We start from the raw sequence: 24,124 nt of genomic DNA, 5'->3' as shown, positions 1-24,124 counted from the left end.
TTTGAGGCTGGGCCCGCGAGAACCAAAGAGATCTCGCCGTAGGGGTCCGTCGCAACCTTGACCATCTCGTCGTAGCCGCGAGCGAGGGAGAGGGCGCCAACGTAACAAGCACGCCGGGGTGTAGCGTCACTAATGGGCAAAGGCTCCGGATAATCGCTCAGCCAAGGAAAGTTTTGAACGACGACAGTCTTGCTGGCAGTGAAGTTGCGCGCTATAGCTGGTGTCGCCGCGACGATGCCATCCAGGAAACGGTCAGCGACTTCATCCAGCCTCCGTGCGGCTGTGGCGAGCAGAGGCCGTAGTGGCTTGGGTATGTAAGGCTTGCCGGCTATTTGCTTGGGGAGGTCTTCGTGCGCATCGAAAACTACTCGACTGCCTCGATGCGTGAGCCGCCATAATAGGCCCAAAGGGATTAGTTCGGGGTCGTGCAGATGGATGAGATCGGGCCGCAGGTAAGACAGACGCCGCCAAGCGTCCAGGGGTCCCAGGAGGAACCGTCGTAGCCTTCCAGTTCTCTCACGGATGGCCGCTACGCTGACACTTCCCTGACGTGAATCTCCGTCCGCCACTGCGACCAGCACGACGTCGAAACCCGCATCTGCAAGCGCCCGGCACTCCTTGCGAAAAATGCGGTTATCTGTCCACGGATGCGCCGTGGACACGTGAGCGATTAGCGGGGGTGTCATTCTTTGTTACCTCCCACGACCACTGAATCGAGGACGTGCGCGAGTTGTGAGGCGGCGGCCTGTCTGGAGAACCGATCGCGAATGAGCGCCTTGCCGAAAGCACCCCAACGCGCTCTTTGAGCCGGGCTCGCGACGGCGATATCCTGAATGCAGAAGGCAAGGTCATTCGGGCCTCCCAGACGTCCGCATTCGCCATCGGAAACAACGGCTGACAGCGGACCCGCGGCGTTACTTGCAACGGGGAGTCCAGCCGCCATGTAGTCAAAGAGTTTATTGGGACTCATGCCTCGCTCAAATACACTGAGCGGGGTGACGGAGTGAATCCCGATGTCGCACGACTTGAGGAGTCCCGGCAGATCTTCCTTCGGTACCGGCTCTCGGAATTGGATGTTGGATAGGCCCAACTGGGTAGCCCGCGATATGGCAGCCGCCTTGGCAGGCCCCGCGCCTACCAGTAGGAAACGAATGTTCTCAAGTTTCTGAGCGGCATCCAAGATGTGGTCGAGGCCATCCTTATCGCCGTGTGCACCAGCAAAAACGGCAGTATTTCCAGTTATGTTGTGCTTGGCTCGCAGAGCTTCCCTGTCTGCCGCGATCTCGAAGTCCGCGGGTTCCGTCCCGTTTGGAACAACAAATACGAGAGTCGGGTCGACGCCCAAGGACGCGAAGTGGTCGTCCCAGCCAGCAGTTACAGCGACGATTGCGTCCGCCCGCCGCACGAGAAGCCGCTCCAGCTGTTGGAACACGCGGTGAGCAAGGCCGCCTTTGCGCATCTTTCCAGCGGCAACGATGGATTCTGGCCACAGGTCCCTGATTTCGAGCACGAAAGGCACCCTGCGAGCCCTGGAGGCTAACCAGCCCACAAGAGGCGCGAACATGTGTGGTGACGATGCATAGATAGCGTCCATCCGGGGCGCGGTGAGGGCAATTCTTAGCGCCTTCGCTGAGTAGAGGAGCCACCCAACGAGGCGGGACGCGCCACCTCCATCTTGTCGCGGCACGGCCACCAGTCGGAAACGACGGTCAGGAGTAGCAAATCGCTTTTGGGAATAATGGTTTCGGTTGCCAGCCACAATCTTGGGGGTCCATCCCGGGACGCGGGAGAAGAGATCGATGTGCCGGGTGCCGCCTCCTTCGCTTCTGGGCAGGGCAAATTGGTTCAACACGAGAACAGTCCTCATGAAGCAGGAACACCTTTCACAGTTGAGCGTGGGGGGACGGAGCGCACCACGACGGCGCCGGCTCCCACCACGGCGCCCTGACCCACAGTCAGGCCCTGAAGTATGGTCGCGCTGGCACCGACGAGCGCGTCATCAGCGACGGTGACATTCCCTGAAATGCAGGCAAGGGGATTAAGCCGCGAAAAATTTCCCAGAACGCTGTCGTGCCCGACGGTGACGTTCTGATCAACGTGAGCATGATTACCAACCGCTATGTTGGTACTAAGGCGCGCTCCAGGTGCAATGACGGTGCCTGCACCGACTCCGATGTTTACGCCCAGAGTCGCAGCTGGATGGATCAGCGTTGCCCAGCTCACTCGGCTTGTGCTCAGTTGCTCCACGAGGCGCCGTCGGGCCAAAGGTGAGCCGACTGCGGCGATCGACCAGTAGTGCGGCGACTCCTGTAGCAAACCCACGGGACCAAGGATTCGAGACCCGAGCGCCGCGACTGCCCTCGTAGTCTCCGAGGTTGGCCCGTCGTCAACGAAGCCCTCTACGATCCATTCGCGACGGACCGAATTTATCGCTTGAATGATGCTGAAAACCTCGCGGCCGAAACCGCCGGCGCCAATGATGATCAGAGTTCGGGTCAAGATCTTGTTCCCTCGGTCCCTCTGAATTCAGGCATGGTGGCCGCGCCCGCGGCGCTGATGCCGTCACGGCGCAGAACCGAGCCCAAGGTGCGGCCGATGATTCGCAGGTCGAGCGGCAGAGACGCCCGCTGCACATACTCCGTATCCAGCGCGAGTTTCTGGTCCCATGTAAGGGCATTGCGCCCGGACACTTGAGCGAGGCCGGTCAGGCCAGGGCGAACGTCGTGGCGTCTGGCCTGCTCAGGGGAGTAGCGCTCCAGGTACTGCATGAGCAGGGGGCGAGGACCTACCAGCGACATGTCGCCCCGCACAATGTTCCACAACGTGGGCAACTCGTCGAGGCTGGATGAGCGCAGAAGAGAGCCGAGACGGGTCATTCGTGACGCGTCATCTGACTGCCCCTTCGATTCGTCTACCGGCAGCATCGTCCGGAACTTCACCATCTCGAAGGGCTGTCCATGCAAGCCTGGGCGCATCTGGCGAAACAGCACCGGGTTGCCGAGCTTCACCCGCACCAACGCGGCGACGATCGCCTGGACTGGCAGGGAGATCACGAAGGCGGGCAGGGCGAGGGCAAGGTCCAGCGCTCTCTTGCCGCGGTACGACGACATAACTCAGTTCGTTCCCAGCGTGTTGCGGGTGGCCGTGATGACCTTCTCGACGTCGGCGTCGGTCAGGATCGAGCCGCTAGGAAGCGTCACACCGTGGGCAAAGAGGCGGTCGGCCGTGCCGTTGATGAACACGCGGGTTTCCGAGAACACCGGCTGCGAGTGCATGGGCTTCCACAGGTGACGAGCCTCGATGCCATCCTCCTCGAGCGCCTTGATCAGGGCGTCTGCCGAGACAGGGTTGACAGTCGGGTCGAGCACGATGCCAGTCAGCCAGCAATTGTCCTGAGCCGCATCGCGCTGGTCTCCATCGGCCAGGAAGCGCACGCCGTCAAGGTGGGACAGGCTCTCGACGTATGCCTGACGAATTCTTCGTCGGCGGGCGATCATGGCATCTAGGCGTGTCAGCTGTCCGCGGCCGAGGGCGGCAAGCACGTTGGACATCCGGTAGTTGTAGCCAATGTCCGTGTGCTCGTACCACGGAACGGGCTGTCTGGCTTGGGTCGAGAGGTAGCGGGCACGGGCGAGCAGGCCCAGGTCGTCGCTGAGCAGCATGCCGCCGCCCGAGGTGGTCATGATCTTGTTGCCGTTGAACGAGAGCGCCGCAGCAACGCCGAAGGAGCCAGCTGCCTTCTCACCGTGCGCTGCGCCCAAGGCCTCGGCCGCGTCCTCGATGAGGGGGATCTCGCGCGCCTCCAGAGCCTCGACGATGCCGGGGTAGTCCACGCACCGGCCAAAGAGGTCCACGGTCATGACAGCAGCAATCTGCTTGCCCTCTGCACGGAGGGTGTCGACTGCCTCGATCAGAAGCTGGGGGTCGACGTTGCCGTCGGACTCCTGGGCGTCGACGAATACGGGTTCCGCGCCCGTATAGACGACCGCGTTGGCCGAGGCTGCGAAGGTCATCGTCGGCAGCACGACCACGGTGCCGGGCTTCGCGCCGACGTGCAGGAGAGCCAGGTGGAGGGCGGCCGTGCCGGAGGAGAGGGCCAAGGCCCCGGCGACGCCGACCCGCTCGGCGATCTCCGCCTCGAAGGCGTCCACGTGGGGGCCGAGCGGCGCCACCCAGCCGGAGCGAACGGCGTCGAGGACGAAGCGCTCTTCGACCTCGGTGATGTCGGCTTTGGAAAGGAAAATCCGTGACACTACGCGCTGGTCCTCGCGTCCTCGAGTAGATCCATGGTGGCTTCGTTGCGCATCCAGTTCGCGGCGCCGCCGTGCGACCGGATGGACTCGTGGCGCACCCAGTCGGAGTCGATGCTCGGTACGTCGACGCTGTGCACGAGCTCGTGGGAGGTCTGCTTGCGCTCCTCGTGGGGAGAGAAGAGCTCCTCGCCGAGCTTCTCGCCGGGGCGCAGGCCGGTGTAGATGATCTCGATGTCCTTGCGGCCCGACATGCGGATGAGGGTGTGGGCGACGTCGACGATCTTCACCTGCTCGCCCATCTCGAGCACCATGACCTCGCCGTCGGAGCCGATGGTGGCGGCCTGGAGCACGAGCTGGCAGGCCTCGGGGATGAGCATGAAGTAGCGCTCCACGTCGGGGTGGGTGACGGTGATGGGGCCACCGCGCTCGATCTGGGCGGTGAAGGCGTGCACGACCGAGCCGCGCGAGCCCAGCACGTTGCCGAAGCGCACCGAGACGTAGCGACCGGGGAAGCGGTCGGCGAAGTCGGCGGTGAGCCGCTCGGCGATGCGCTTGCTGTAGCCCAGCACGCAGGTCGGGTTGGCGGCCTTGTCGGTGGAGATGTTGACGAAGGTGCCGACGCCGACATTGGCGGCCGCGGTGAGGACGTTGAGGGTGCCGAGCACGTTGGTCTTCCACGCCTCCAGCGGGTAGGCCTCGAGCAGGGGGAGGTGCTTCAGGGCCGCCGCGTGGAAGACGATGTCAGGCTTCGTCGTCGAGAAGACGTGCTCCATCGTGTCGACGTCGCGGATGTTGGCCAGGATGATCTGGTCGCTGTCCAGCAGCCCGTGGCCGTCGAGGCTCATCTGGGTGGCCTGCAGGCCCGACTCGTCGCGGTCGAGCAGGTAGAGCTTGTCGGGGCCGAAGCGGGCGATCTGGCGGCACAGCTCCGAGCCGATCGACCCGCCGGCGCCGGTGACCAGCACCTTCTTGCCGGCGATCTGGTCGGCGATGGCCGCCATGTCGAGCTCGACCGGGCGACGCCCGAGCAGGTCGGCCACGTTGACGTTGCGCAGGTCGCCTGCGGTGGGCCGGCCGCCGATGATCTCGCCGATCTTGGGCAGCACCATGACGTCGAGACCGGCGTCGTTGGCGAGTTCGGTGATCTCGCGGATGGTGCCGGCCTCGGCGAACGGCAGGGCGATGACGAGGGTCTGGGCGCCGTACTTCTCGGCGACCCCGGCCATGTCGTGGCGGGTGCCGCGCACCTTGACGCCCTCGATGCGGTAACGCGCCTTGGTCTTGCTGTCGTCGAGCAGGGCGACGGGGTGGTAGCCGCTGTCGACGTCGCGGATGAGGCTGCGGGTCAGCCGGCTGCCGGCCTCACCGGCGCCGAAGACTATGACCTTCTTCTCCTCGCCGCGAGCCTCCTCCCGGTGTGCGCGGAAGGAGCGGATGAGGAACCGCACGGCGAACATGCCGACCATGGCCAGCACGGTGGCCGTGAAGGGGATGCTCCGGGCGACGTTGAAGTAGTGCGGCTCGAAGACGACCGCGATGAGCACCAGGCCTGTGATGGCGACGGTGCGGGCGACGTCGCGGGTTTCCTCGAACGAGCCGCGCTCGTGGCCCACCGCGTACGGTCCGACGAGGGCGCCGGCCACCAGGTGGAGGGCGAGCGCCAGACCGGCGAGGCCGCCGGTCTCGTCGACCGGCAGGCGGAGGAGGTCGAAGTCGTAGCGGAGGAGTGCTGCCGCGAAGATCGCCAGCGCCCAGATGACCAGGTCGACGAGGGCCCAGAGCCATCGGCTGAAACGGTCGCGTCGTGCTCGGCGCTGTGGCATGTGTCGGTGACCTCCCCTGCTAGTGGCTCCCCCGAGAGCCAGCGTGGAGTTTACAGGCAAGTCCGTACAGAACAGGACATGTCTAGGTCTGCGGAACCTCCGGCACCGACCACGTTTCCGCAGGTCAACGAGCTGCAGGCATGCCCGGTCCGGTATCCATGGGACGGAAAGTGACCAAACGGACTAGGCCAGAGACCCGATCGTTAGGCGAGGGACTCGTAGAACTCCACGCAGGCGGCATACGTGGGCAGCAGGCCCTGCTCCTGGGCTTCTGAAAGTGACGGCGCCACGGCGTCGTTCCCCGAGATGATCGGCACGATGCCGGCCGGAATCTCAAGGCCGATCTCGGCGTCGAGCGGGTGCAGTGTGCGTTCACGGCCAGGGACGAACGGCGTCGAACACAAGAAGAGCGCCGTCGAGTCATCCTCGAGTGCGAACAGGGCGTGCCCCATGCCCTCGGGCAGGTAGACCGCCTTGCGGTCCTTGGTGTCGAGCATGACGGAGTCCCACAGGCCGAAGGTGGGAGAGCCGACCCGGATGTCGACGATGAAGTCGATGAACGAGCCGCTGACGGCGGTGACGTACTTCGCCTGGGACGGTGCAACGTCGGCGTAGTGGATGCCGCGGAACGCCCCCTTACGGGAGACCGAGACATTGGCCTGGGCGACTGTGAGGGTGTCGGCCAGCGCCGACGAATGGAAGGGGGCGCTGAACACGCCTCGATGGTCAGCAAAGCTGCGCGGGGGTGATCTCGAAAGCGTTCCTGACCTTGAGCGGTCGGATGTCCATCCGGAGCTTGTCCTCTTCTCGCCTCGGTCGACGGCCAGAGGCTATTCCGTCGGCGGGGATTCCACGGAGGCGGGCGCGAGAAGTTGTTCTTCTCTTGGCCCGAACGGGGGACGGGCCAGTCGGCCCTAACGATGACCATATCGCTCAGAAATGGACAATCAGGGCGATACCTTTAAGAAGTCTTTACCAAATCATGGTTTTTCCTGACGTTAGCGGTTAGTTTCGCCCCATCGCAGCGGCACCCGTGTCCGCTGCCCGTAGCAGGGGGACGCATGCACAGGGACGACGCTGCCGTCGACACGCTGGCTGACGGCGCTCGTGAGATCGACCGCCGGACCATCGCGAAGGGGGTCGCCTGGACGGTGCCGGTCGTCATCGTCGCGACCGCTGCTCCTGCGGCCGCGGCGTCACAGCCGACATTCCCCACCGTCTCCTTCACCCAGAAGGCGGGAAGCCTCAACCCCGCGACGGGCGCCGTCACCTTCTCGCTGACTCTGACGAGCACCGGCTCCGGTCAGATCCGCTTCACGCTGATGGACGGTGCATCCGCGCAGGGTCTGCCGTTCGTCCAGGCGATCGCCGCCGGCTCCAACACGCTGTCCTTTGCTGTCACCCCCACTACGGCGGCCACTGCCAAGAGCGTGACGCTCACCTACTCCGTCGACAACGGGGCGACCTACCAAAGTGTCGATGTGCCGGTGGCCTCGCCGACGCGGTACGTCAGCGGTACCGGCCAGAAGCTGGCCAACCAGGGCAAAGCCTCCTTCACCATGGTCTTCTCAGGCTCCGCATCGAGCGCCGTGCGCATCACGCAGATCACCAGCACTGCCGCCAATGGCACCTACAGCGGCCTGCCGTCAGGACCGTTGGCGCTGTCTTCCAGCGGCGGGCAGCTGCAGGGCACGTTCACGGTCTCGCGCACCAGCAACGCCAACACGTCGGTGACGATCACCTTCACGATCGACGGCGGTGCCCCTCAGCAGACCGCTGCCATCAGCATCTGACGCAGAGGCCCGCAGCCTCCAGCTGAGGCAGGAGTGTCGCGGTGGTCAGGGCCACGCCCCACCGAGCGACTGCGGCAGCCTCTAGTTCCGAGGGCGAGAGCGGTCGGTCGAGGAGCCGCCAGGTAACTGCCGCATGGCCGGCAAGGAGCTGTGGTTTCTGGCCGGGCGTGGCCAAGCCGAGAACGACGACCCGCTCTCCGTCGTCGACGAAGGCCACGGCGGGGGAACGGGACCACCCATCGCGGCGCGTCATGGCAGGTGCTCCTCTGCGTGTCGTGCCGCTGCGATTGCGCGAGGCAGGCGGCGGGCGGCGCGTGACCAGCGCTGGAGCTGCAGGCGCGCGGCGTTCCTCCTCGTCCTGGCCAGCCCGACACGGGCGCTGAACAGCTCGTCCGCGGGGAGGAAGAGCGCGCGCCGGATGAGGGCCGGCCTTGCGCGCCAGCGCAGATTGCGCAGCTCGATCAGCCACGTCGTGGTGTGGGCGCCCGGGTTCTGTGTCCGGACGTGCCACCGCCGCACCAACTCGGGGTCTACGTGACTTTCCACGGGGGGAGTGCCCAGAAACTCGAACAGCGGCCTCAGGGTGTCTGCGCTACCGGTGGCTGTGGCCAGCTGCGCGAACACCTCGACGGTCGCCGATCCCTTCTGCCCGAGCGAGTTAGCGACGAACTCGACGTCACGACTGGAGTGGGCGATCTGCGGGTCGCGCAGGCTGTGGAGCGCGACGATCGCAGCCTGACCCAACAGGTCCGCACAGGGCACCGGCCAGTTCGCGACGTCGACCGTCGTCCGGCGCCGCCACAGCTCTTCGAAGACGACGTCGTCCGGCGCGAGGAAGCCGGGGAAGTTGAAGTGGATGTCGAGGTCGCACGGCCACTCGTCGTGGAGGTAGTGGACCGAGTGCTCGAAGAGGTACTTCGCGGCGTGCTCGAGCTGGTGCACGCTGCTCTTCTGCACCCGCCGGCGCCAGCCGCACCGCTCCAACGCGGCCCCCAGCCGCTCCATGCCACCGGGCTCGCACAGCACGTCCACGTCGGTCGACGGACGGGGCGGGCGGGCACCGAGCGCCACCGCGGTCGGGCCTTTCACGAAGAGGATGCGGACGTCCTCGAGCTCCGCGAGGCGGGCCACCAATGCATGAGCCAGGGGCACCGCCTCTGACATGCGCAGCTCGGCGGTCTCAGCCAAGCTCGACTAGTCCCTGCTCGTGCAGCGCCTGCAGCGCCGCCTCGGTCATGGCCGTGGCGCTGTAGCCCTCGGGCGGGTGGCCGAACCGGTCGGTGAGGTCGACAGTCAGGTCGTCGACGTCGCGCCACTCGCCGGTCAGCTCGAGCAGCGTGGTGCCGATCGCCGAGAGGCGGATCACCTGGCGGCCCAGCAGCACCACCGACTCGCCGTCGCGCACGACCTCGTCCTGCACCGGCACCCGCCGCGCCCTCACGACCCGGCCCCCAGCCAGCCGTGCACCAGCGGGGCGAGGTGCTCCGCCTCGGCATAGGTGACGCGCATGACGCCACCGACGTTGTCGCACAAGGCCGCCATGCGCTGCAACGGCTTGTCCATCCCGGGCAGGTGCGAGGTCTCCGGGGTGAGGGCGGCGATGGCATCCAAAGTGGACAGCGGCTCCACAGCCGGCGGACCGGCATACCCGTCCTGGCGGTCGAGGATCACGATCGCCGCCAGCGGCGCAGGCTGCGCCGGCGGCACCACGCCGAACTCGAGCGGATCCGTCTCGACCTTCCAGAGGCTCCCGGGCTCGCGGCGCACGGACAGTGGCTTGGGGTAGGGGAGCACGGTGTCGTCGCCGGTGACGGCGACGGTCTCGTCGGTGACGTAGCCGCGGCCGGGGCACAGCGTGCGGATGAGCGTGGTCTTGCCGGTGCCCCCGGGCCCGACCAGCGCGACGACGGCGCCGGTGTCGGGGCACTGGATGCCGGCGGCGTGGAGCATGACGAGCCGGCCCTTCTGCGCGTCGATCGCCGCCCGGGTCACAGCCTGGGTGAGCGCCTGCATGAGGTCGGGCAGGCTGCGGCCCTGCACCACGCCGGCGTCGATGTCGGCGAGGGTGGCGCTGGCGTTGTCGTGGGTGGCGTGCACCACCGCGTCGACGCGCCCCCCGCCGGGTGCGACGCACAGGTGCCAGACCCGCTCGATCTCGGCCGCGGCGTCGTCGGCCCGGTCGCCGTCGACCCGCACCTCCACCGTGGCGCCGAGGGCGACCAGACGGACGGCGTGCCCCCTCGGGAGGTCGGGTCGAATTGCCACATTCACACCCTAGGGGGGCGAAGTGGCGGTTAGCCTCCGAATCGCTGCACTTCGCGCTGCCCGGCGGCGCACTTTCCGAGGGGACTCACCGGCTGTGGAACTCACCGACTACCTGCGCGTCGCCCGCGCCTACTGGCGGGGCATCGTCGCGTTCGTGCTGCTCGGCGTCGCCGTCGCGGCCGGGGTCAGCCTCGCCACGCCGAAGGTCTACCAGGCCGACGCGAGCGGGTTCGTCAGTGTGGGCACCGCGACGAACCCCGGCGAGGCGTCGGTGGGTGACTCGCTGGCCAAGTCGCGGGCAACCTCCTACGTCGACCTCGCCAAGAGCCGGGCCACCGCGCAGGACGTCATCAAGACGCTGGGCCTCGACGCCCAGCCGGCCGGCCTCATCGGGCGCATCACGGTCAAGCAGCCGCTCGACACCGTGAGCATCAAGGTCAGCGCCCGCGCCGCCACCCCGCGGGACGCGCAGCAGCTCGCCGACGCATGGGTGGCCGCGCTCGCCCGGCAGGTCGCGGCCGTCGAGAACCCCGACGGCAAGGCCGCCCAGGCCCTGCGGATCGTGCCGATCGAGTCGGCCGCGGTGCCGACCGCGCCGGTCTCGCCCAACACCCAGCGCAACCTCGCGCTCGGCTTCGTGCTGGGCCTCATGCTCGGCTTGGGCTACGCGCTGCTGCGCAGCCAGCTCGACCGCCGGGTGCGCGAGCCCGATCTCGTGGAGCGCGACTTCGGCGTCACCGTCGCCGGCGCGATCCCCGAGACCCCGGCCCTGGTGCGCAAGAAGGGCGGCCTGGTGCCGCTCGTGGTCACCGGCCCGCGCAAGGACAAGGACCCGGCCCACTCGGCCGAGTCGTTCCTCAAGCTGCGCACCAACCTGCAGTTCATGGACATCGACAACCCGCCGCGGGTCATCGTGGTCACCAGCCCGCTGCCCGGCGACGGCAAGTCGACCGTGGCGATGAACCTCGCCGCCGCGCTGTCGATGTCGGACCGGCGGGTCGTGCTCATCGACGGCGACCTGCGCCGCCCGGTGCTCGCCGACAGCTTCGGCCTCATCGAGGGTCTCGGACTGACCGACGTGCTCATCGGCAGCGTGCACTTCGAGGAGGTCGCCCAGCAGGTGGGTGGCCTGCCCAACCTCGTCGTGCTCGCCGCCGGGCGGGTGCCGCCGAACCCCAGTGAGATGCTCGGCTCCAAGGCGATGCGCCGGCTGCTCGAGCGCCTCGCCGAGGACTACACGGTGATCGTCGACGCGCCGCCGCTGCTGCCGGTGACCGATGCCGCCGTGCTCACCGCCTCGGCCGACGGCGCGCTCGTGGTCATCAGCGCGGGCCAGACCCTCGACACGCAGCTGCGCGACGCACTCGCGAACCTGGCCGCCGTCAACGGCCACACCCTCGGGGTGGTGCTCAACCGCGTCTCGCCCAAGAGCTCGAGCGCCGGCTACTACAGCGGCAACTACGCCTCACGGCCGGCCGACCGGTCGAGCGCGTCGCCGGCCGAGCGGGCGGTGGCCGAGCGGCCGGTGGCCAGCGAGCCTGCCGCGCGCTGACCCGCTCGTCGGGGCCTCAGGCGGCCGCGGCTCCCGCTGCGACGGGCTTCTCCGAGCCGGGACAGCGCTCGAGCTGGCCGCAGGATTCGCGGTCGTGCTGGACGACCTTCCCGTCGTCGCAGCGCACCGACCACCAGCACACGGGGCATTGGTCTCGCAGAGGCATGGGCGGCAAGGTACGCAGCCGGGGTTCAGGGCTCGGTCAAGAGAACGTATGGATACCCCAGACCTCACCGGTTCGCCGGAGATCTGTGTCACTGAGGCGGTGACGCCGGGTCCGCTCCGGACACGGCCTCACGCACCTGGTCGAGCATGGCCTGCTCGCGCTGGCTGACCTGCTCCGCGCCGAACCCCATGAACCCGCCCTCCTTGGCGGCGTCGGCAGCGCCCTGCGCCGAGGCGACCAACCAGCGCCCGAAGGCTGCCGCCTCGTCGGGGGTGGCCTTGGCCGCCACGACCGCCTGCACCGCGCGCAGCTCGTCGAGCACCTGCTCACCGGGCGGGCTGCCCTGCGCGGTGGGGCGGAAACCGCTGAGGGGGTTCTGCCGCTGCTGCGTCATCGCCTGAACCTCGAGCGCCACCTCGGCCAGGAGCTGCTCACGGCTCGGAGGGTTCGTCGCGCTCTTCATCGCCGCCATCGACTCCTTCGCCGCCTCGATGGGTCCGCCGGGGTCGGCGAGCGAGATCGCCATGCCGGCGACCATGGGCGCCCGCACGATCCGCGACCATTCGTCGTCGGTGAAGTCGCTCTTCGTGGTCACGGGAAGTCCTTCCCTCGAAGTCCGTCGGAGAGGCACGGCCGCCTCCCCGGGCAACGCTGCGGCAGCGGGGCGTCGAGCGCCTCACTCAGAAGGGTGAAACACGGGGCTGCGGGCCAGCTATGGAGCGGTGACGGTCACCTTTGCCGAGAGCGGGCCGCTGCCGATGTCGTTGACCGCCTTGACCTGGTAGACCGCGCTCGTCTTCGACGCCAGCGTCGTGTCGGTGTAGGTGGTCGGGCCGGTGACCGTCGCCGACAGGCTGACCAGCCGCACCGCGTCCTTGAGGATGACGTACTTGGTGATCGGCGAGCCGCCGTTCGGCGGGACCGTCCACTTCAGCACCGCGGAGGGGCCGGCCCCGAGCGAGCCGGTGAGCACCGGCTCGCCGGGCGTGCCGGCCATGGCCGTTGCGGTCGAGGTCGTCGAGGCCGCACCCTCACCGGCCTGGTTGACCGCCTTGACCACGTAGGAGTAGCTCGAGCCCGCGGTGAGGCCGGAGGTGTCGTCCACCATCGTCGACGAGGTCGTCGCGACCGGCGTCGTCAGGTTGATCTGCCCACCCGCCGGGCCCCGGTAGACCCGGTAGGACGTGATGCTCGCCCCGCCCGTGTCGCTGGGCGGGTTCCACGCGAGGCGGATCGCCCCCGGCTGGGGCGTCGCCGTGAGCCCGGTCGGCGCCCCGGGCTTGGTCACGACCGCCGTCGAGCTCGGCGTCGCGGCGACCTGCACCGACGGCGCGCTCGAGCCGACGGCGTTGGTGGCCACCACCACGTAGTAGTAGGTGACCCCGTTGGTGACGCTCGTGTCGGCGTAGGTCATCGTGGTCTTCGACAGCGTCGCCAGCGGCGAGCCGCCCAGGTTGTGCCCGCCGGGGCTCGTCGCCCGGTAGACCTTGTACTTCTGCAGCCCCGACCCACCGTCGCTCGACGGCGGCCCCCACGACAGGTTCACCTTGGCGTTGGACGCCTGGGCGGTCAGCGAGGCGGGCCGCTGCGGCGCCGTCTGGGCCGCGGAGTCGATGAACATCGCGAAGTGCGGCTGCGCCACCCGCGAGATCGTGCTGAAGTCGCCGCCGATGTAGACCCGCGTGGCGTCGGTCGCCAGCGCCCACGGCCCCTGCGAGCTGTTGATCTTGGGGGCGAACGCCGTGAGCGCACCGGTGCTCGGCACCACCGCGGCGATCTTGTAGCGGGTCTGCCCCATGAACGAGCCGGTGCCGCTGAAGTGCCCGGCGCAGTAGAGCAGGCCGCCGTGCAGGCGCACCGACTGCAGGTTGCCGTTGGAGCGGTCGCTCCACAGGGTGGCGCCGGTGGTGGTGCTCAGGGCGGTGCACGCGCCCCCGCCGCCGGCGGCCGCGGCATACACCCGACTCGCGTCAGAGGTGAGGTCGAAGACCGGGGAGTAGCTGCCGGAGTTGGCCGGGCCGGCCCGGAAGGCGGTGTCGACCGCCCCGGCGCCGCCGAGGAACACCGCGGCGATCTTGTTGGTGCTCGACTTGGCCGACACGGCGGTGAAGTCGCCGCCGGCGAAGAGCCGGCCGGAGCCGTCGGCCGCGACGTTGAGGGTGCGCACCCGGTCGTTGGGCGCCGGCGCCCACGAGGCGTCGACCGCGCCCGTGGACGCGCTGACCTTCGCGAGGAACGCCTTCGAGGTGGCGCCGCCGCCGGTGAGGCCGGCGAAGTTGCCACCGGCGTAGACCGATCCGCCCGCGTAGGCCAGGGCGTCGACCTGCCCGGGCGAGACGATGGAGGGCGCCCACGCCCTGAGGTCACCGGTGGCCACCGACAGGGCGGCCAGGCCCCGGCGGGTCTGGCCGTTGACCGTGCCGAAGTCGCCGCCCACGAAGACCGTGCCGGCCCCGTCGGTCGCCAGCGACGTCACCGTGTTGTTGGTGGAGCCCCGGAAGGTCAGGTCGGCCGCGCCGGTCGTGGCCGAGAAGACCGCGATGTTCTTCGCGGGGTACTCCCGTCCGGCCGGGTCGATGACCGTGTCGAACGTGCCCCCGACGACGATGCGGTCGCCGATGGGCAGGATCGCCAGCACCCGCGGCTTGCCGATCGAGGCCACCGTCGTCTCGGCGGGCCCCACACCCCAGGTGCGGGCCGGCGTGCCGAGGATCTGCGCCTCCGCGGGCAGCGCGAGGGAGAGCCCGTGCAATCCCACCACCAGCGCCGCTGCCGTCACCGGCACCAGCCAACGCCTCCGCGCCCCACCGCGGCGTCCCACAAAGTCCATCTCGAGCCCCCTCGCCTGCGCCGCCGCCCGATCCGGCGCAGATGGCTCAGTGAACCGCCTCGGGGACGGTCGCGGGTCCGCCGACGGCTGGAGCACGCGATACGCCATTCAGCCGAACGTCTCCGGCGTCCCCTAAGGTCGGGGCATGCTCGCTGTCTACGCCGCCAGCCAGTCCAAGGACGACCCGCTCTCGGGCCTCGAGGTCGGGGAGCGCCCCGACCCCGAGCCGCGCCCCGGCTGGACCACGGTGACCCTCAGGGCCGCGGGCCTGAACCACCACGACCTGTTCTCGCTCATGGGCGTCGGCCTGCCCGCCGACCGGCTGCCGATGATCCTCGGCTGCGACGGCGCCGGCGTCGACGAGGACGGCAACGAGGTCATCGTGCACGCGGTCGTGCCCAGCGAGGGCTGGCAGGGCGACGAGACCCTCGACCCCAGGCGCACCCTGCTCTCCGAGCTGCACGACGGCACCCTCGCCCAGAAGGTGCTCGTTCCCCGGCAGAACGTCGTGCCCAAGCCCGAGGGCCTGTCGTGGGAGCACGCCGCCTGCCTCTCCACGGCCTGGCTCACGGCCTACCGCATGCTCTTCTCCAACTCCGGCCTCACCCCCGGCGCCACCGTGCTGGTGCAGGGCGCCGGCGGTGGCGTCGCCACCGCGCTGGTGCAGCTCGGCGCGGCGGCCGGCTACCGGATGTGGGTCACCAGTCGCGACGAGGCCAAGGGCGCCAAGGCCCTCGAGATCGGCGCCGACCGAGCGTTCGCCGCAGGGGAGCGGCTGCCCGAGCGGGTGGACGCCGTCATGGAGACCGTCGGCGCGGCCACCTGGTCGCACTCGGTGAAGTCGCTCAAGCCCGGCGGCACCATCGTCATCTGCGGCGCCACCTCCGGCGACGCCCCGCCCAAGGCCGAGCTCACCCAGATCTTCTTCCGCCAGCTGCGCGTCATCGGCTCCACGATGGGCACCCGCCAGGAGCTCGAGCGGCTCGCCCAGTTCGTCGTGCAGCAGCGCATCGCCCCGGTCATCGACTCGGTGATGCCGCTCGAGCAGGCCCGCGACGGCTTCGCCAAGATGGCCGCCGGCGAGCTGTTCGGCAAGGTCGTCTTCACCGTCTCCTGACCGGCGCCCCGCAGGGGTGCGCAGGGGTCGTACTTTCGGCCAGAGTTGCCGCCGGGTTCCCGTGCCACCCGGCCGCTGACCTGCGGCGTTGACCTAGCCTTTACCGCGTGCGAAACCCGAACAGCTCGTCAGAGAAGCCGGTGATCGACCCGCGCTGGAACGAGTACCTCGACAGCAGCGGCGGCCTCGGCACGCGCCCCACCGCGGCGCCGGTCGAGGAGAGCGCGCACAACCGCGTGCTGCGCGAGCTCATGGCCGAGATCATCTCGCCCTGGCAGTTCGGTGAGGCCAGCTCGCGCGAGACGCTGATCCGCCTCAAGCGGCTCGCCGACCTCCAGCTCTGACGCACCCTTTGCCCGGGTCGTCCGGGTTCCCAGGTAAGCACTTGGCAAAGAGTGGGGGGAAACGATGTCAGGCGAGTCCAAAGAGCCGTTCCATGAAACGGTGACGACCACACCGTTGAGCCAGGACCACCAGGCCGAGCCCGCTGACGAGCCGCGGCCGTCCATCGCGTCGCTGCTCCTGCCACCGGTCGGCTCGGTCGACCCGGACGGCTGGCGCAGCCCCGTCGCCCGCAGCTCCACCCGCACCTACCGGCCGCCGGAGTTCGACCCCGAGACCAGAGCCGCCCTGCAGGCCAAGGTCGCCGAGGAGGAGCGCAGGGCGGTCGAGGAGGAGCGGCTCGCAGCGGAGGCCGCTGCGGTCCAGGCGCACCTGGACGCCGAAGCCCTCGCCGAGGTCGAGAGGCACGCCTCCCGCAAACGGCTCAAGAAGCCGTCCGTGAAGGTGCCGGCCGTGCTGAAGCACCGCCACGACGACACCGAGGTGCGCGTGCCCCAGCCGGAGCCCACCGAGGGCGCCGTCATGGAGCCGCCCCCCGTCGACGACTGGACCTCCGCCGCGCCGGCCATCGAGCACCTCCACCAGCAGTTCTTCGCCCCGCCGGAGCAGCTGCGGCCCGCGCCCGTCGAGGACCAGGTGCTCGAGAGCGGCCCCGACCTGCAGCTGCGCATCTACATGCGCGAGATCCTCGAGCCGTGGTGGACCGGCGAGCTCGGCTCGACCACCGCGCTCAAGAGGCTGGTGGCGCTGCGCGCCAGCCTCGACGAAGACTCACCCTGACAGGGGGGAGAGGTATGCCGCGTGGCCGAGCCACGCGGCATACCGCTGCTCAGCCGACGATCGCCATCGCGAGGAAGACCAGGCCGACCAGCGCGCCGACCGCCACGATGGAGCCCGCGAAGATGAGCGCGCCCTTCTGCTCCAGCGGCATCTTCTCGGTCCAGCCGGTGCGCTCGGCGGCGTCGCGGATGAGGTCGCGGCCCTCGCCGGAACGGAACGAGTAGCTCACCGGGGTGCCGACCCGCCCGGTGCGGGCGTCGACGCCGACCTCCTTCTGGAAGCTGTACTGGTAGACGCGGCCGCGCTGGAACGACTTCTCCATGTGCAGGCTCGGCGCGCTCGACACCCCGCCGCCACCGCTCCACCGCACCGTGTTGGAGACGTCGGTGATCGACATCTTCCTGGCGCGGTCGTCGGTGCGGACCTCGTAGGTGAACACGCGCTTGACGCCGCTCTTGCGCAGCAGGGTCCACCACTGCGCGTCGACGATGTCGATGCGCAGGTCGAAGCCGTAGGGCTTCTCCTGCACCACGTAGGGGCTGCCCTCGGCGGCCTCGCGGACGGCGGCGATCAGCTGGTCGGTGTTGCTCAATGGTTCCCCTGCGTGGTCGACGGGTGGGTCGCCCCTGTCTACCCGATCCGGGCTGACGGGGGCCACCCACCGGTCGACCACCGGCCAGGGCCCGTCCCGCGAGGAGGTCCGTGACCGCGTCGCGGCCCTGGTCCACCGAGAGGGCTGACCCCAGCAGTGCCGCCGTCTCCGGCGACCCTCTCGGTGGCAGCACCACTGTGGCTCCGGCCGGCGCCACCGCACAGCAGCCATTGGATGAGCCTGCTCTCCGTCACCTGATGGGGCGCGGTAACCTCGCCAGCGTGTACTTCACCGACCGGGGCATCGAGGAGCTCGCCGCCCGCCGCGGAGAGGAAGAGGTCTCCCTGGAGTGGCTGGCCGACCAGCTGCGCACCTTCGTGGACCTGAACCCCGAATTCGAGACCCCCATCGAGCGGCTCGCCACCTGGCTGGCCCGCCTCGATGACGACGAGGACTGATCCCTTGAGCACCGAGCCCGAGTTCACCCCGAGCGCCGAGTTCCACGTGTCGACCGACGGCGGCCCCCGAGACGTGGGGCTGATCTTCATCGGCGCCTCGCTCGTGGCCGGCGTCGGCGACCCCAAGGGGCAGGGCTGGGTCTCGCGGGTCGTGGGGCGCACCCAGCACCCGGACGTCGACATCACGGCCTACAACCTCGGCGTGCGCGGCGACACCTCGGCCGACGTGCTGGGCCGGTGGCGCACCGAGTGCCCGCCGCGGTGGGCCGGCCGCTCCGAGAAGCGGCTCGTGGTCTCGGTCGGCGGCAACGACGCGGCCAAGGGCATGACCCTCGCCCGGCACCGGCTCAACCTCGCCAACATCCTCGACGACGCCGCCAGCGCCGGCATCGGCACCTTCGTGGTCAGCCCGCCGCCGGCGAGCGACCCCGACCTCAACCACAAGCTCGAGGTGCTCGTCGAGGCGCAGGCCGACGTGTGCGCACGGCGCGGGGTGCCGTTCGTCGACTGCTTCCGCCCGCTGATGGGCCACGAGCAGTGGCAGTCCGACCTCGCCGCCAGCAAGGTGGCCGGGCACCCGGGCCAGGCCGGCTACGGCCTCATCGCCTGGCTGGTGCTGCACAACGGCTGGTACGACTGGCTGCAGATCTCGGCCTGACCGCCTCCCGGTCGAGGTAAAAACGCCGGTGTTTCCCGGCGTTTTTACCTCGAACGGGCGGAGGCACCCGGCGATGGGGCTAGGTGGCTGAGACGCCGATCTTGTTCTCGCGGAAGGCCTCCACGAACAGCCGGTAGTCGTCGCGCGCCCTCTGCGCGTAGCTGACGCCGAACTCGACGACGTCGTCGGTGAACTGCCGCCGGCGGCCCTCCAGCGACCCGGCGATGGCGTGCTCCACCTGGAAGTCGACGACGTCCTGGTCGCTGTCCTCGTCGGAGGCACAGTGGATCTTGGCCGTGGCCCGGCCGAGCAGGTCGACCACCGCGGCGATCTCGGGCGGCTCGGTCAGGGCGCCCCAGTCGAGGTCGACCTCGTAGGGCGAGACCTCCGAGATGACGTAGCCGACGCCGTCGAGGGTGGTCCAGCCGAGCAGCGGGTCGGTGTGCGCCTGCAGCGCGCGCTGGCTGATCACCGTGCGGTGCGCCTCGTGCTCGAACTGCGCGTCGACCTCGGCGCTGTCGACGAACCGGCTCACCGCCGGCACGTTGGCCTGCTTCATCGACAGCACCACGTCGTTGTCGAGCGCCTGGCTGTAGCCCTCGACGAGCAGGCTGTATGCCGGCAGCCCGGCGCTGCCGATGCCGAGCCCCGAGGTGCCCACGGCGTCGACCAGGTCGTAGAACAGCGCCCGGTCGAACTTCTTGTTGTCGGGGATGGTCTCGAGGTAGCCCTCGAATGCCTTGACCACGCGCCGCCGCTCGGGCCGGGTCAGCTGGCGCACGGTCGGCCCGGAGCGGAAGAACCGCTGCGCGCTGTCCTTGATGGTCAGCTTGTCGAGCAGGTCGGCGCGGCGCATGGTGCGCGCGGTCATCAGCGCCTCCTGCACCGGCCCGTGGGTGTTGTCGAGCCGCAGCGCGAAGTCCTGGTCGTCGTCGTGGTGCAGGTAGTGGTTGAGCTGGGCGAGGTAGGCGCGCACGTAGCGGGCGACCAGCCTGCGCACCTCGGCCTCGGGGAGGGCCTTCTGCCACCCGAGCAGGGCCAGGCTGGCCGCGAACCGCTTGAGGTCCCACGTGTAGTGGCCGATGTAGGCCTCGTCGAAGTCGTTGACGTCGAAGACGAGCCGGCCGTCGGAGTTGAGGTAGGTGCCGAAGTTCTCGGCGTGCAGGTCGCCGTGGATCCAGATGCGGCTGCTCTGCTCGTCGGCGTAGGCGTCCTTCTCGGCCGTCACGTCGGCGTAGAAGAGGCAGGCCGAGCCGCGGTAGAACGCGTGCGGGTCCTTGGCCATCTTGCGGAACTTGGTGCGGAACGCCAGCGGGTCGGCCTTCATCAGCGGGGCGAAGGCGTCGCCCATCACGTCGATGATCTGCTGGGTGCGCTTCGTCGCGGTGGGCACCCTTGGACCCTAGGGGGAGCGGGGCACCTCAGCCAGCCCCACGGCATACCCGACGTTGTATGCACGAGGAGCGCCGATCCGGTCAGGTCGACCGGATCGGCGCTCCTCCGTCATGCGAAGTCGCTGCGGCTCAGCGGCGGAAGGCCGCCTCGACCAGCTCCTGCTGCTCGGCCTGGTGCTTCTTGGTCGAGCCGGTGGCCGGCGAGGCCGAGGCCCGGCGCGAGACCACCCGCAGCGGACGCTGCTCACCGAACTCGAGCAGCATGCCCGGCAGGTTGAGCGCCATGAACGGCCAGGCGCCCTGGTTCTGCGGCTCGTCCTGCACCCACACGACGTCGGCGTTCGGGTACTTGCGCAGCTCGTGGGCGATGTCGTGCGCCGGCAGCGGAGCCAGCTGCTCGACCCGCACGATGGCCGTCTGGGTGTCGCCGGCCTTCTCGCGGGCGGCCTCGAGGTCGTAGACGACCTTGCCGCTGGCGAGCAGCACCCGGGTCACGCTGTTGCCGTCGAGCTCGTGGCGGTCGGCCAGCACCGGCCGGAACGTGCCCGAGGTGAAGTCCTCGGGCGCGCTCGCCGCCGCCTTCAGGCGCAGCATCGACTTCGGGGTGAAGACGATGAGCGGCCGGCGCGGGCGGGCGTAGGCCTGACGACGCAGCAGGTGGAAGTAGCTCGCCGGGGTCGACGGGTAGGCGATCGTCATGTTGTCCTCGGCGAACATCGTGAGGAACCGCTCGATGCGCGCGGAGGAGTGGTCGGGACCCTGGCCCTCGTAGCCGTGCGGCAGCAGCAGCACCACGGAGGAGCGCTGGCCCCACTTCTGCTCGCCCGAGGAGATGAACTCGTCGACGATGGTCTGCGCGCCGTTGAAGAAGTCGCCGAACTGCGCCTCCCACAGCACCAGCGCGTCGGGCCGCTCGACGGAGTAGCCGTACTCGAAGCCCATCGCGGCGTACTCGGACAGCAGCGAGTCGTAGACCCAGAAGCGGGCCTGGCCCTCGCCGAGGTAGAGCAGCGGGGTCCACTCCTCGGCGGTCACCTTGTCGATGAGCACCGCGTGGCGCTGGACGAACGTGCCACGGCGGGAGTCCTGCCCGGCGAGGCGCACCGGCGTGCCCTCCTTGAGCAGGGTGCCGAACGCGAGCAGCTCGCCGGTCGCCCAGTCGATGCCGCCCTCGCGCACCGACTGCGCGCGCTTCTCCATGGCCTGCTTGAGCTTCGGGTGGATCGTGAAGCCCTCGGGCATGTTGGTGAACGCGTCGCCGATGTGCTCGAGCTCCTCGCGGGGCACAGCGGTGTCGGTGGCAGAGCGGGTGGCCTGGTCGGTGGCCTGCGCGGTCGGCGGCTCGAGACCGGAGTGGCCCTCGACGTCGGTGCCGGCCAGGGTGGGGTCGGCCTGCCCGTCGTGACCGGCGGCGGCCTCCTTGATTGCCTCCTTGGTCTCGATGAAGACCCGCTCGAGCTGCTGCTGGTAGTCGCGCAGCGCGGCCTCGGCGTCCTCGACCGAGATGTCGCCGCGGCCGATGAGGGCCTCGGTGTAGAGCTTGCGGACGCTGCGCTTGGCCTCGATGAGGTTGTACATCAGCGGCTGCGTCATCGACGGGTCGTCGCCCTCGTTGTGACCGCGGCGGCGGTAGCACACCATGTCGATGACGACGTCCTTGTTGAACTCCTGGCGGAACTCGTAGGCGAGCTCGGCCACCCGCACGCAGGCCTCGGGGTCGTCGCCGTTCACGTGGAAGATCGGCGCCTGGATCATCCGGGCCACGTCGGTGGAGTAGGTCGAGGACCGCGAGCTGCTCGGGCTCGTCGTGAAGCCGACCTGGTTGTTGATGACGACGTGGATCGTGCCGCCGGTGCGGTAGCCGCGCAGCTGGCTGAGGTTCAGGGTCTCGGCGACCACGCCCTGGCCGGCGAACGCCGCGTCGCCGTGCAGCAGCACGGGCAGCACGGTGAAGGCCTCGCCGGCGAGGTCGAGCCGGTCCTGCTTGGCGCGGGCGATGCCCTCGAGCACCGGGTTGACCGCCTCGAGGTGGCTCGGGTTCGCGGCGAGGTAGACCTTGGTCTTGCTGCCGTCCTCGGCGTGGAACTCGCCCTCGGTGCCGAGGTGGTACTTCACGTCACCGGAACCCTGCACCGAGCGGGGGTCCTGCTTGCCCTCGAACTCGCGGAAGATCTGTCCGTAGGACTTGCCCGCGATGTTGGCGAGGACGTTGAGGCGGCCGCGGTGCGGCATACCGATGCAGACCTCGTCCATCTTGTCGGACGCGGCCCGGCACAGGATGCGGTCGAGCAGCGCGATGACCGACTCGCCGCCCTCGAGGGAGAAGCGCTTCTGGCCGACGAACTTGGTCTGCAGGAAGGTCTCGAACGCCTCGGCGGCGTTGAGCTTGCGCAGGATCCGCAACTGCTCGTCGGGCGTGGGCTTGGTGAAGCCGACCTCGATCTTGGCCTGGATCCACTCGCGCTGCTCGGGGTCCTGGATGTGCATGTACTCCGTGCCGATGGTGCGGCAGTAGGAGTCGCGCAGGATGCCGAGGATCTTGCGGAGCTTGAGCATCGAGTCGCCGCCGAAGCCGCCGGTGGCGAAGTCGCGCTCGAGGTCCCACAGGGTCAGGCCGTGGCTGGTGACGTCGAGGTCGGGGTGGCGGCGCTGGCGGTACTCGAGTGGGTCGGTGTCGGCCATCAGGTGGCCGCGCACGCGGTAGGCGTGGATGAGCTCCTGCACGCGCGCCGTCTTGTTGACGTCGTCGTCGTGGTGGGCGGAGATGTCCTGCACCCAGCGCACCGGCTCGTAGGGGATGCGCAGGCTCTCGAAGACCTCGTCGTAGAAGCCGTTCTCGCCGAGCAGCAGGGCGTTGACGATGCGCAGGAAGTCGCCGGACTGGGCGCCCTGGATGATCCGGTGGTCGTAGGTGCTCGTCAGCGTGAGGATCTTGGAGACGGCGTTGCGGTTGAGGGTCTCCTGGCTCGCGCCCTGCCACTCGGCCGGGTAGTCGAGCGAGCCGACGCCGATGATGGCGCCCTGGCCGGACATGAGGCGCGGCACCGAGTGCACCGTGCCGATGGTGCCCGGGTTGGTCAGGGAGATGGTGGTTCCCTGGAAGTCCTCGACCGTCAGCTTGCCGTTGCGCGCCTTGCGGACGACGTCCTCGTATGCCGTCCAGAAGTGGGCGAAGTCCATCGCCTCGGCCGACTTGATGCTGGGCACGAGCAGCTGGCGGGTGCCGTCCTCCTTGGCGAGGTCGATCGCCAGGCCGAGGTTGACGTGCGCCGGCACGAGCAGGGCGGGCTTGCCCTTCTCGTCGGTGGTGTAGCCGTTGTTCATCTCCGGCATGACCTGCAGGGCCTTCACCAGGGCGTAGCCGATGAGGTGGGTGAAGGAGACCTTGCCGCCGCGGGAGCGCTTGAGGTGGTTGTTGATGACGACGCGGTTGTCGATCAGCAGCTTGGCCGGCACGGCGCGCACGCTGGTGGCGGTCGGCACCTGGAGCGAGGACTCCATGTTGGTGACGGTGCGGGCCGAGGCGCCGCGCAGGGGCCTGACCTCGTTCTCGTTGACCGGGCCGGTCGACTTCAGGCCGGCGGGCTCGCGCGGCTTGGGCGGCTCCTGGGCGGGGGCGGCTGGGGCAGGCTGGGTCTGCTCGCGCGGGGGAGCGACCTTGGCCGCGGCGGTCTGGCCGCCCACTGCGGCCTCCTTGTCCTCGGGCTTGTCGGCGACGGCCTTGTCGGACTTCGCGTCAGGCTTGTCGGTGGTGGCGGCCTGCTTCTGCACGGTGGCCGGGGCGCTCGCGGTGCCGTCCGCGGCCTGCGACGGAGCACCCGGGGCTGCCGTCGCGGCGCCGGCCGTCGTGCCGTTCGTGCCGTTGGGACCGGCCTCGCCGGGGCGGTAGTCCTCGAAGAACTCCCACCAGGCGCGGTCCACGGAGTTCTTGTCCTTCAGGTACTGCTGGTACAGCTCGTCCACGAGCCACTCGTTGGGGCCGAAGGCCGCCATGGGGTCGTTGGTCGGAGACTGGTCTGGCACGGCGGATACGCCTCTTTCATAGCGTCGACAATGACGAGCAAACGGGTAGGCCCAGCCTATCGCCGTCACGCGTCGCCC

At 69.1% G+C, this 24,124-nt stretch carries 21 protein-coding genes; 7 read left to right on the top strand and 14 right to left on the bottom strand.

What is annotated here, in order from left to right:
• Nucleotides 1-682: 682 nt before the first annotated feature.
• The 5 genes from P0Y31_RS17370 to rfbC all read right to left on the bottom strand — a co-directional run bounded on the left by P0Y31_RS17370 (nucleotide 683) and on the right by rfbC (nucleotide 6,792).
• Nucleotides 683-1,867: a glycosyltransferase family 4 protein gene (locus tag P0Y31_RS17370; RefSeq protein ID WP_275871681.1), complete on the bottom strand. Its 1,185-nt coding sequence runs from the start codon at nucleotides 1,865-1,867 to the stop codon at nucleotides 683-685.
• A 628-nt stretch (nucleotides 1,868-2,495) separates the two neighbouring features.
• Nucleotides 2,496-3,110, bottom strand: a complete 615-nt coding sequence (locus tag P0Y31_RS17365) for a sugar transferase (RefSeq protein WP_275871680.1) — start codon at nucleotides 3,108-3,110, stop codon at nucleotides 2,496-2,498.
• Between the two features lie 3 nt (nucleotides 3,111-3,113).
• Nucleotides 3,114-4,253, bottom strand: a complete 1,140-nt coding sequence (locus P0Y31_RS17360) for an aminotransferase class I/II-fold pyridoxal phosphate-dependent enzyme (RefSeq protein ID WP_275871678.1) — start codon at nucleotides 4,251-4,253, stop codon at nucleotides 3,114-3,116.
• Nucleotides 4,253-6,076, bottom strand: coding sequence for a nucleoside-diphosphate sugar epimerase/dehydratase (locus P0Y31_RS17355; RefSeq protein ID WP_275871676.1), 1,824 nt, complete (start codon nucleotides 6,074-6,076; stop codon nucleotides 4,253-4,255). The genes P0Y31_RS17360 and P0Y31_RS17355 overlap by 1 nt, the downstream gene beginning before the upstream one ends.
• Before the next feature lie 203 nt (nucleotides 6,077-6,279).
• Nucleotides 6,280-6,792 carry a dTDP-4-dehydrorhamnose 3,5-epimerase gene (gene rfbC, locus P0Y31_RS17350; RefSeq protein WP_345803648.1) on the bottom strand — a complete coding sequence of 171 codons (513 nt, stop codon included), beginning with the start codon at nucleotides 6,790-6,792 and terminating at the stop codon, nucleotides 6,280-6,282.
• A 345-nt stretch (nucleotides 6,793-7,137) separates the two neighbouring features.
• On the opposite strand from rfbC, the gene P0Y31_RS17345 reads away from it, so the two are divergent.
• On the top strand, nucleotides 7,138-7,869 hold the full coding sequence (locus tag P0Y31_RS17345; RefSeq protein WP_275871675.1) for a hypothetical protein: 732 nt from the start codon (nucleotides 7,138-7,140) through the stop codon (nucleotides 7,867-7,869).
• Nucleotides 7,870-8,118: 249 nt separating this feature from the next.
• Here the strand turns inward: P0Y31_RS17345 and P0Y31_RS17340 are convergent, their stop codons facing one another.
• The 3 genes from P0Y31_RS17340 to P0Y31_RS17330 are packed head-to-tail and all read right to left on the bottom strand — an operon-like array spanning nucleotide 8,119 to nucleotide 10,134.
• Nucleotides 8,119-9,057 carry a nucleotidyltransferase family protein gene (locus P0Y31_RS17340; RefSeq protein ID WP_275871674.1) on the bottom strand — a complete coding sequence of 313 codons (939 nt, stop codon included), beginning with the start codon at nucleotides 9,055-9,057 and terminating at the stop codon, nucleotides 8,119-8,121.
• Complete coding sequence (locus tag P0Y31_RS17335) at nucleotides 9,050-9,310, bottom strand: PqqD family peptide modification chaperone (protein WP_275871672.1); 261 nt, start codon at nucleotides 9,308-9,310, stop codon at nucleotides 9,050-9,052. The genes P0Y31_RS17340 and P0Y31_RS17335 overlap by 8 nt, the downstream gene beginning before the upstream one ends.
• A complete protein-coding gene (locus tag P0Y31_RS17330; protein ID WP_275871670.1) occupies nucleotides 9,307-10,134 on the bottom strand; it encodes a hypothetical protein in 828 nt (275 codons plus the stop codon). Before P0Y31_RS17330 ends, P0Y31_RS17335 begins: the two co-directional genes overlap by 4 nt.
• Before the next feature lie 94 nt (nucleotides 10,135-10,228).
• Here P0Y31_RS17330 and P0Y31_RS17325 point away from each other — a divergent pair, with 94 nt between their 5' ends.
• On the top strand, nucleotides 10,229-11,686 hold the full coding sequence (locus P0Y31_RS17325; RefSeq protein ID WP_275871668.1) for a polysaccharide biosynthesis tyrosine autokinase: 1,458 nt from the start codon (nucleotides 10,229-10,231) through the stop codon (nucleotides 11,684-11,686).
• Between the two features lie 16 nt (nucleotides 11,687-11,702).
• Here P0Y31_RS17325 and P0Y31_RS17320 read toward each other — a convergent pair whose 3' ends face one another.
• The 3 genes from P0Y31_RS17320 to P0Y31_RS17310 form a co-directional block, all read right to left on the bottom strand.
• Nucleotides 11,703-11,852 (bottom strand): hypothetical protein, encoded by a 150-nt coding sequence (locus P0Y31_RS17320; protein WP_275871666.1) that lies wholly within the window; start codon nucleotides 11,850-11,852, stop codon nucleotides 11,703-11,705.
• 88 nt (nucleotides 11,853-11,940) lie between these two features.
• On the bottom strand, nucleotides 11,941-12,447 hold the full coding sequence (locus tag P0Y31_RS17315) for a hypothetical protein (protein ID WP_275871664.1): 507 nt from the start codon (nucleotides 12,445-12,447) through the stop codon (nucleotides 11,941-11,943).
• A 117-nt stretch (nucleotides 12,448-12,564) separates the two neighbouring features.
• A complete protein-coding gene (locus P0Y31_RS17310; RefSeq protein WP_275871662.1) occupies nucleotides 12,565-14,682 on the bottom strand; it encodes a fibronectin type III domain-containing protein in 2,118 nt (705 codons plus the stop codon).
• 145 nt (nucleotides 14,683-14,827) lie between these two features.
• On the opposite strand from P0Y31_RS17310, the gene P0Y31_RS17305 reads away from it, so the two are divergent.
• The 3 genes from P0Y31_RS17305 to P0Y31_RS17295 all read left to right on the top strand — a co-directional run bounded on the left by P0Y31_RS17305 (nucleotide 14,828) and on the right by P0Y31_RS17295 (nucleotide 16,921).
• Nucleotides 14,828-15,799, top strand: coding sequence for a zinc-binding dehydrogenase (locus P0Y31_RS17305; protein ID WP_275871660.1), 972 nt, complete (start codon nucleotides 14,828-14,830; stop codon nucleotides 15,797-15,799).
• Nucleotides 15,800-15,906: 107 nt separating this feature from the next.
• Nucleotides 15,907-16,143 carry a hypothetical protein gene (locus tag P0Y31_RS17300; protein WP_275871658.1) on the top strand — a complete coding sequence of 79 codons (237 nt, stop codon included), beginning with the start codon at nucleotides 15,907-15,909 and terminating at the stop codon, nucleotides 16,141-16,143.
• Between the two features lie 100 nt (nucleotides 16,144-16,243).
• Nucleotides 16,244-16,921 carry a hypothetical protein gene (locus tag P0Y31_RS17295; RefSeq protein ID WP_275871657.1) on the top strand — a complete coding sequence of 226 codons (678 nt, stop codon included), beginning with the start codon at nucleotides 16,244-16,246 and terminating at the stop codon, nucleotides 16,919-16,921.
• Nucleotides 16,922-16,970: 49 nt separating this feature from the next.
• Here the strand turns inward: P0Y31_RS17295 and P0Y31_RS17290 are convergent, their stop codons facing one another.
• Complete coding sequence (locus tag P0Y31_RS17290) at nucleotides 16,971-17,513, bottom strand: hypothetical protein (RefSeq protein ID WP_275871656.1); 543 nt, start codon at nucleotides 17,511-17,513, stop codon at nucleotides 16,971-16,973.
• A gap of 281 nt (nucleotides 17,514-17,794) precedes the next feature.
• Between P0Y31_RS17290 and P0Y31_RS17285 the strand changes: the two genes are divergently transcribed.
• Nucleotides 17,795-17,971 (top strand): DUF6104 family protein, encoded by a 177-nt coding sequence (locus P0Y31_RS17285; protein WP_275807270.1) that lies wholly within the window; start codon nucleotides 17,795-17,797, stop codon nucleotides 17,969-17,971.
• Nucleotides 17,955-18,629 (top strand): GDSL-type esterase/lipase family protein, encoded by a 675-nt coding sequence (locus P0Y31_RS17280; RefSeq protein ID WP_275871655.1) that lies wholly within the window; start codon nucleotides 17,955-17,957, stop codon nucleotides 18,627-18,629. The genes P0Y31_RS17285 and P0Y31_RS17280 overlap by 17 nt, the downstream gene beginning before the upstream one ends.
• Nucleotides 18,630-18,708: 79 nt before the next feature.
• On the opposite strand, the gene P0Y31_RS17275 is transcribed toward P0Y31_RS17280, so the two are convergent.
• Both P0Y31_RS17275 and P0Y31_RS17270 read right to left on the bottom strand, forming a co-directional pair.
• Nucleotides 18,709-20,022, bottom strand: a complete 1,314-nt coding sequence (locus tag P0Y31_RS17275; RefSeq protein ID WP_275871654.1) for a DUF2252 domain-containing protein — start codon at nucleotides 20,020-20,022, stop codon at nucleotides 18,709-18,711.
• 130 nt (nucleotides 20,023-20,152) lie between these two features.
• Nucleotides 20,153-24,046: a multifunctional oxoglutarate decarboxylase/oxoglutarate dehydrogenase thiamine pyrophosphate-binding subunit/dihydrolipoyllysine-residue succinyltransferase subunit gene (locus tag P0Y31_RS17270; RefSeq protein WP_275871652.1), complete on the bottom strand. Its 3,894-nt coding sequence runs from the start codon at nucleotides 24,044-24,046 to the stop codon at nucleotides 20,153-20,155.
• Nucleotides 24,047-24,124 lie beyond the last annotated feature (78 nt).

Origin of the sequence: Knoellia sp. 3-2P3, assembly GCF_029223115.1 — a bacterium.
Lineage (GTDB): Bacteria > Actinomycetota > Actinomycetes > Actinomycetales > Dermatophilaceae > Pedococcus_A.
This window is presented reverse-complemented; position numbering and strand designations above follow the sequence as displayed.

What these genes read in the sequence shown, in the direction of transcription:
- P0Y31_RS17365 (WP_275871680.1), bottom strand. Translation starts at nt 3,110, where the DNA reads ATGTCGTCGTACCGCGGCAAGAGAGCGCTGGACCTTGCCCTCGCCCTG.
- P0Y31_RS17345 (WP_275871675.1), top strand. Translation starts at nt 7,138, where the DNA reads ATGCACAGGGACGACGCTGCCGTCGACACGCTGGCTGACGGCGCTCGT.
- P0Y31_RS17355 (WP_275871676.1), bottom strand. Translation starts at nt 6,076, where the DNA reads ATGCCACAGCGCCGAGCACGACGCGACCGTTTCAGCCGATGGCTCTGG.
- P0Y31_RS17280 (WP_275871655.1), top strand. Translation starts at nt 17,955, where the DNA reads ATGACGACGAGGACTGATCCCTTGAGCACCGAGCCCGAGTTCACCCCG.
- P0Y31_RS17310 (WP_275871662.1), bottom strand. Translation starts at nt 14,682, where the DNA reads ATGGACTTTGTGGGACGCCGCGGTGGGGCGCGGAGGCGTTGGCTGGTG.
- P0Y31_RS17320 (WP_275871666.1), bottom strand. Translation starts at nt 11,852, where the DNA reads ATGCCTCTGCGAGACCAATGCCCCGTGTGCTGGTGGTCGGTGCGCTGC.
- P0Y31_RS17305 (WP_275871660.1), top strand. Translation starts at nt 14,828, where the DNA reads ATGCTCGCTGTCTACGCCGCCAGCCAGTCCAAGGACGACCCGCTCTCG.
- P0Y31_RS17370 (WP_275871681.1), bottom strand. Translation starts at nt 1,867, where the DNA reads ATGAGGACTGTTCTCGTGTTGAACCAATTTGCCCTGCCCAGAAGCGAA.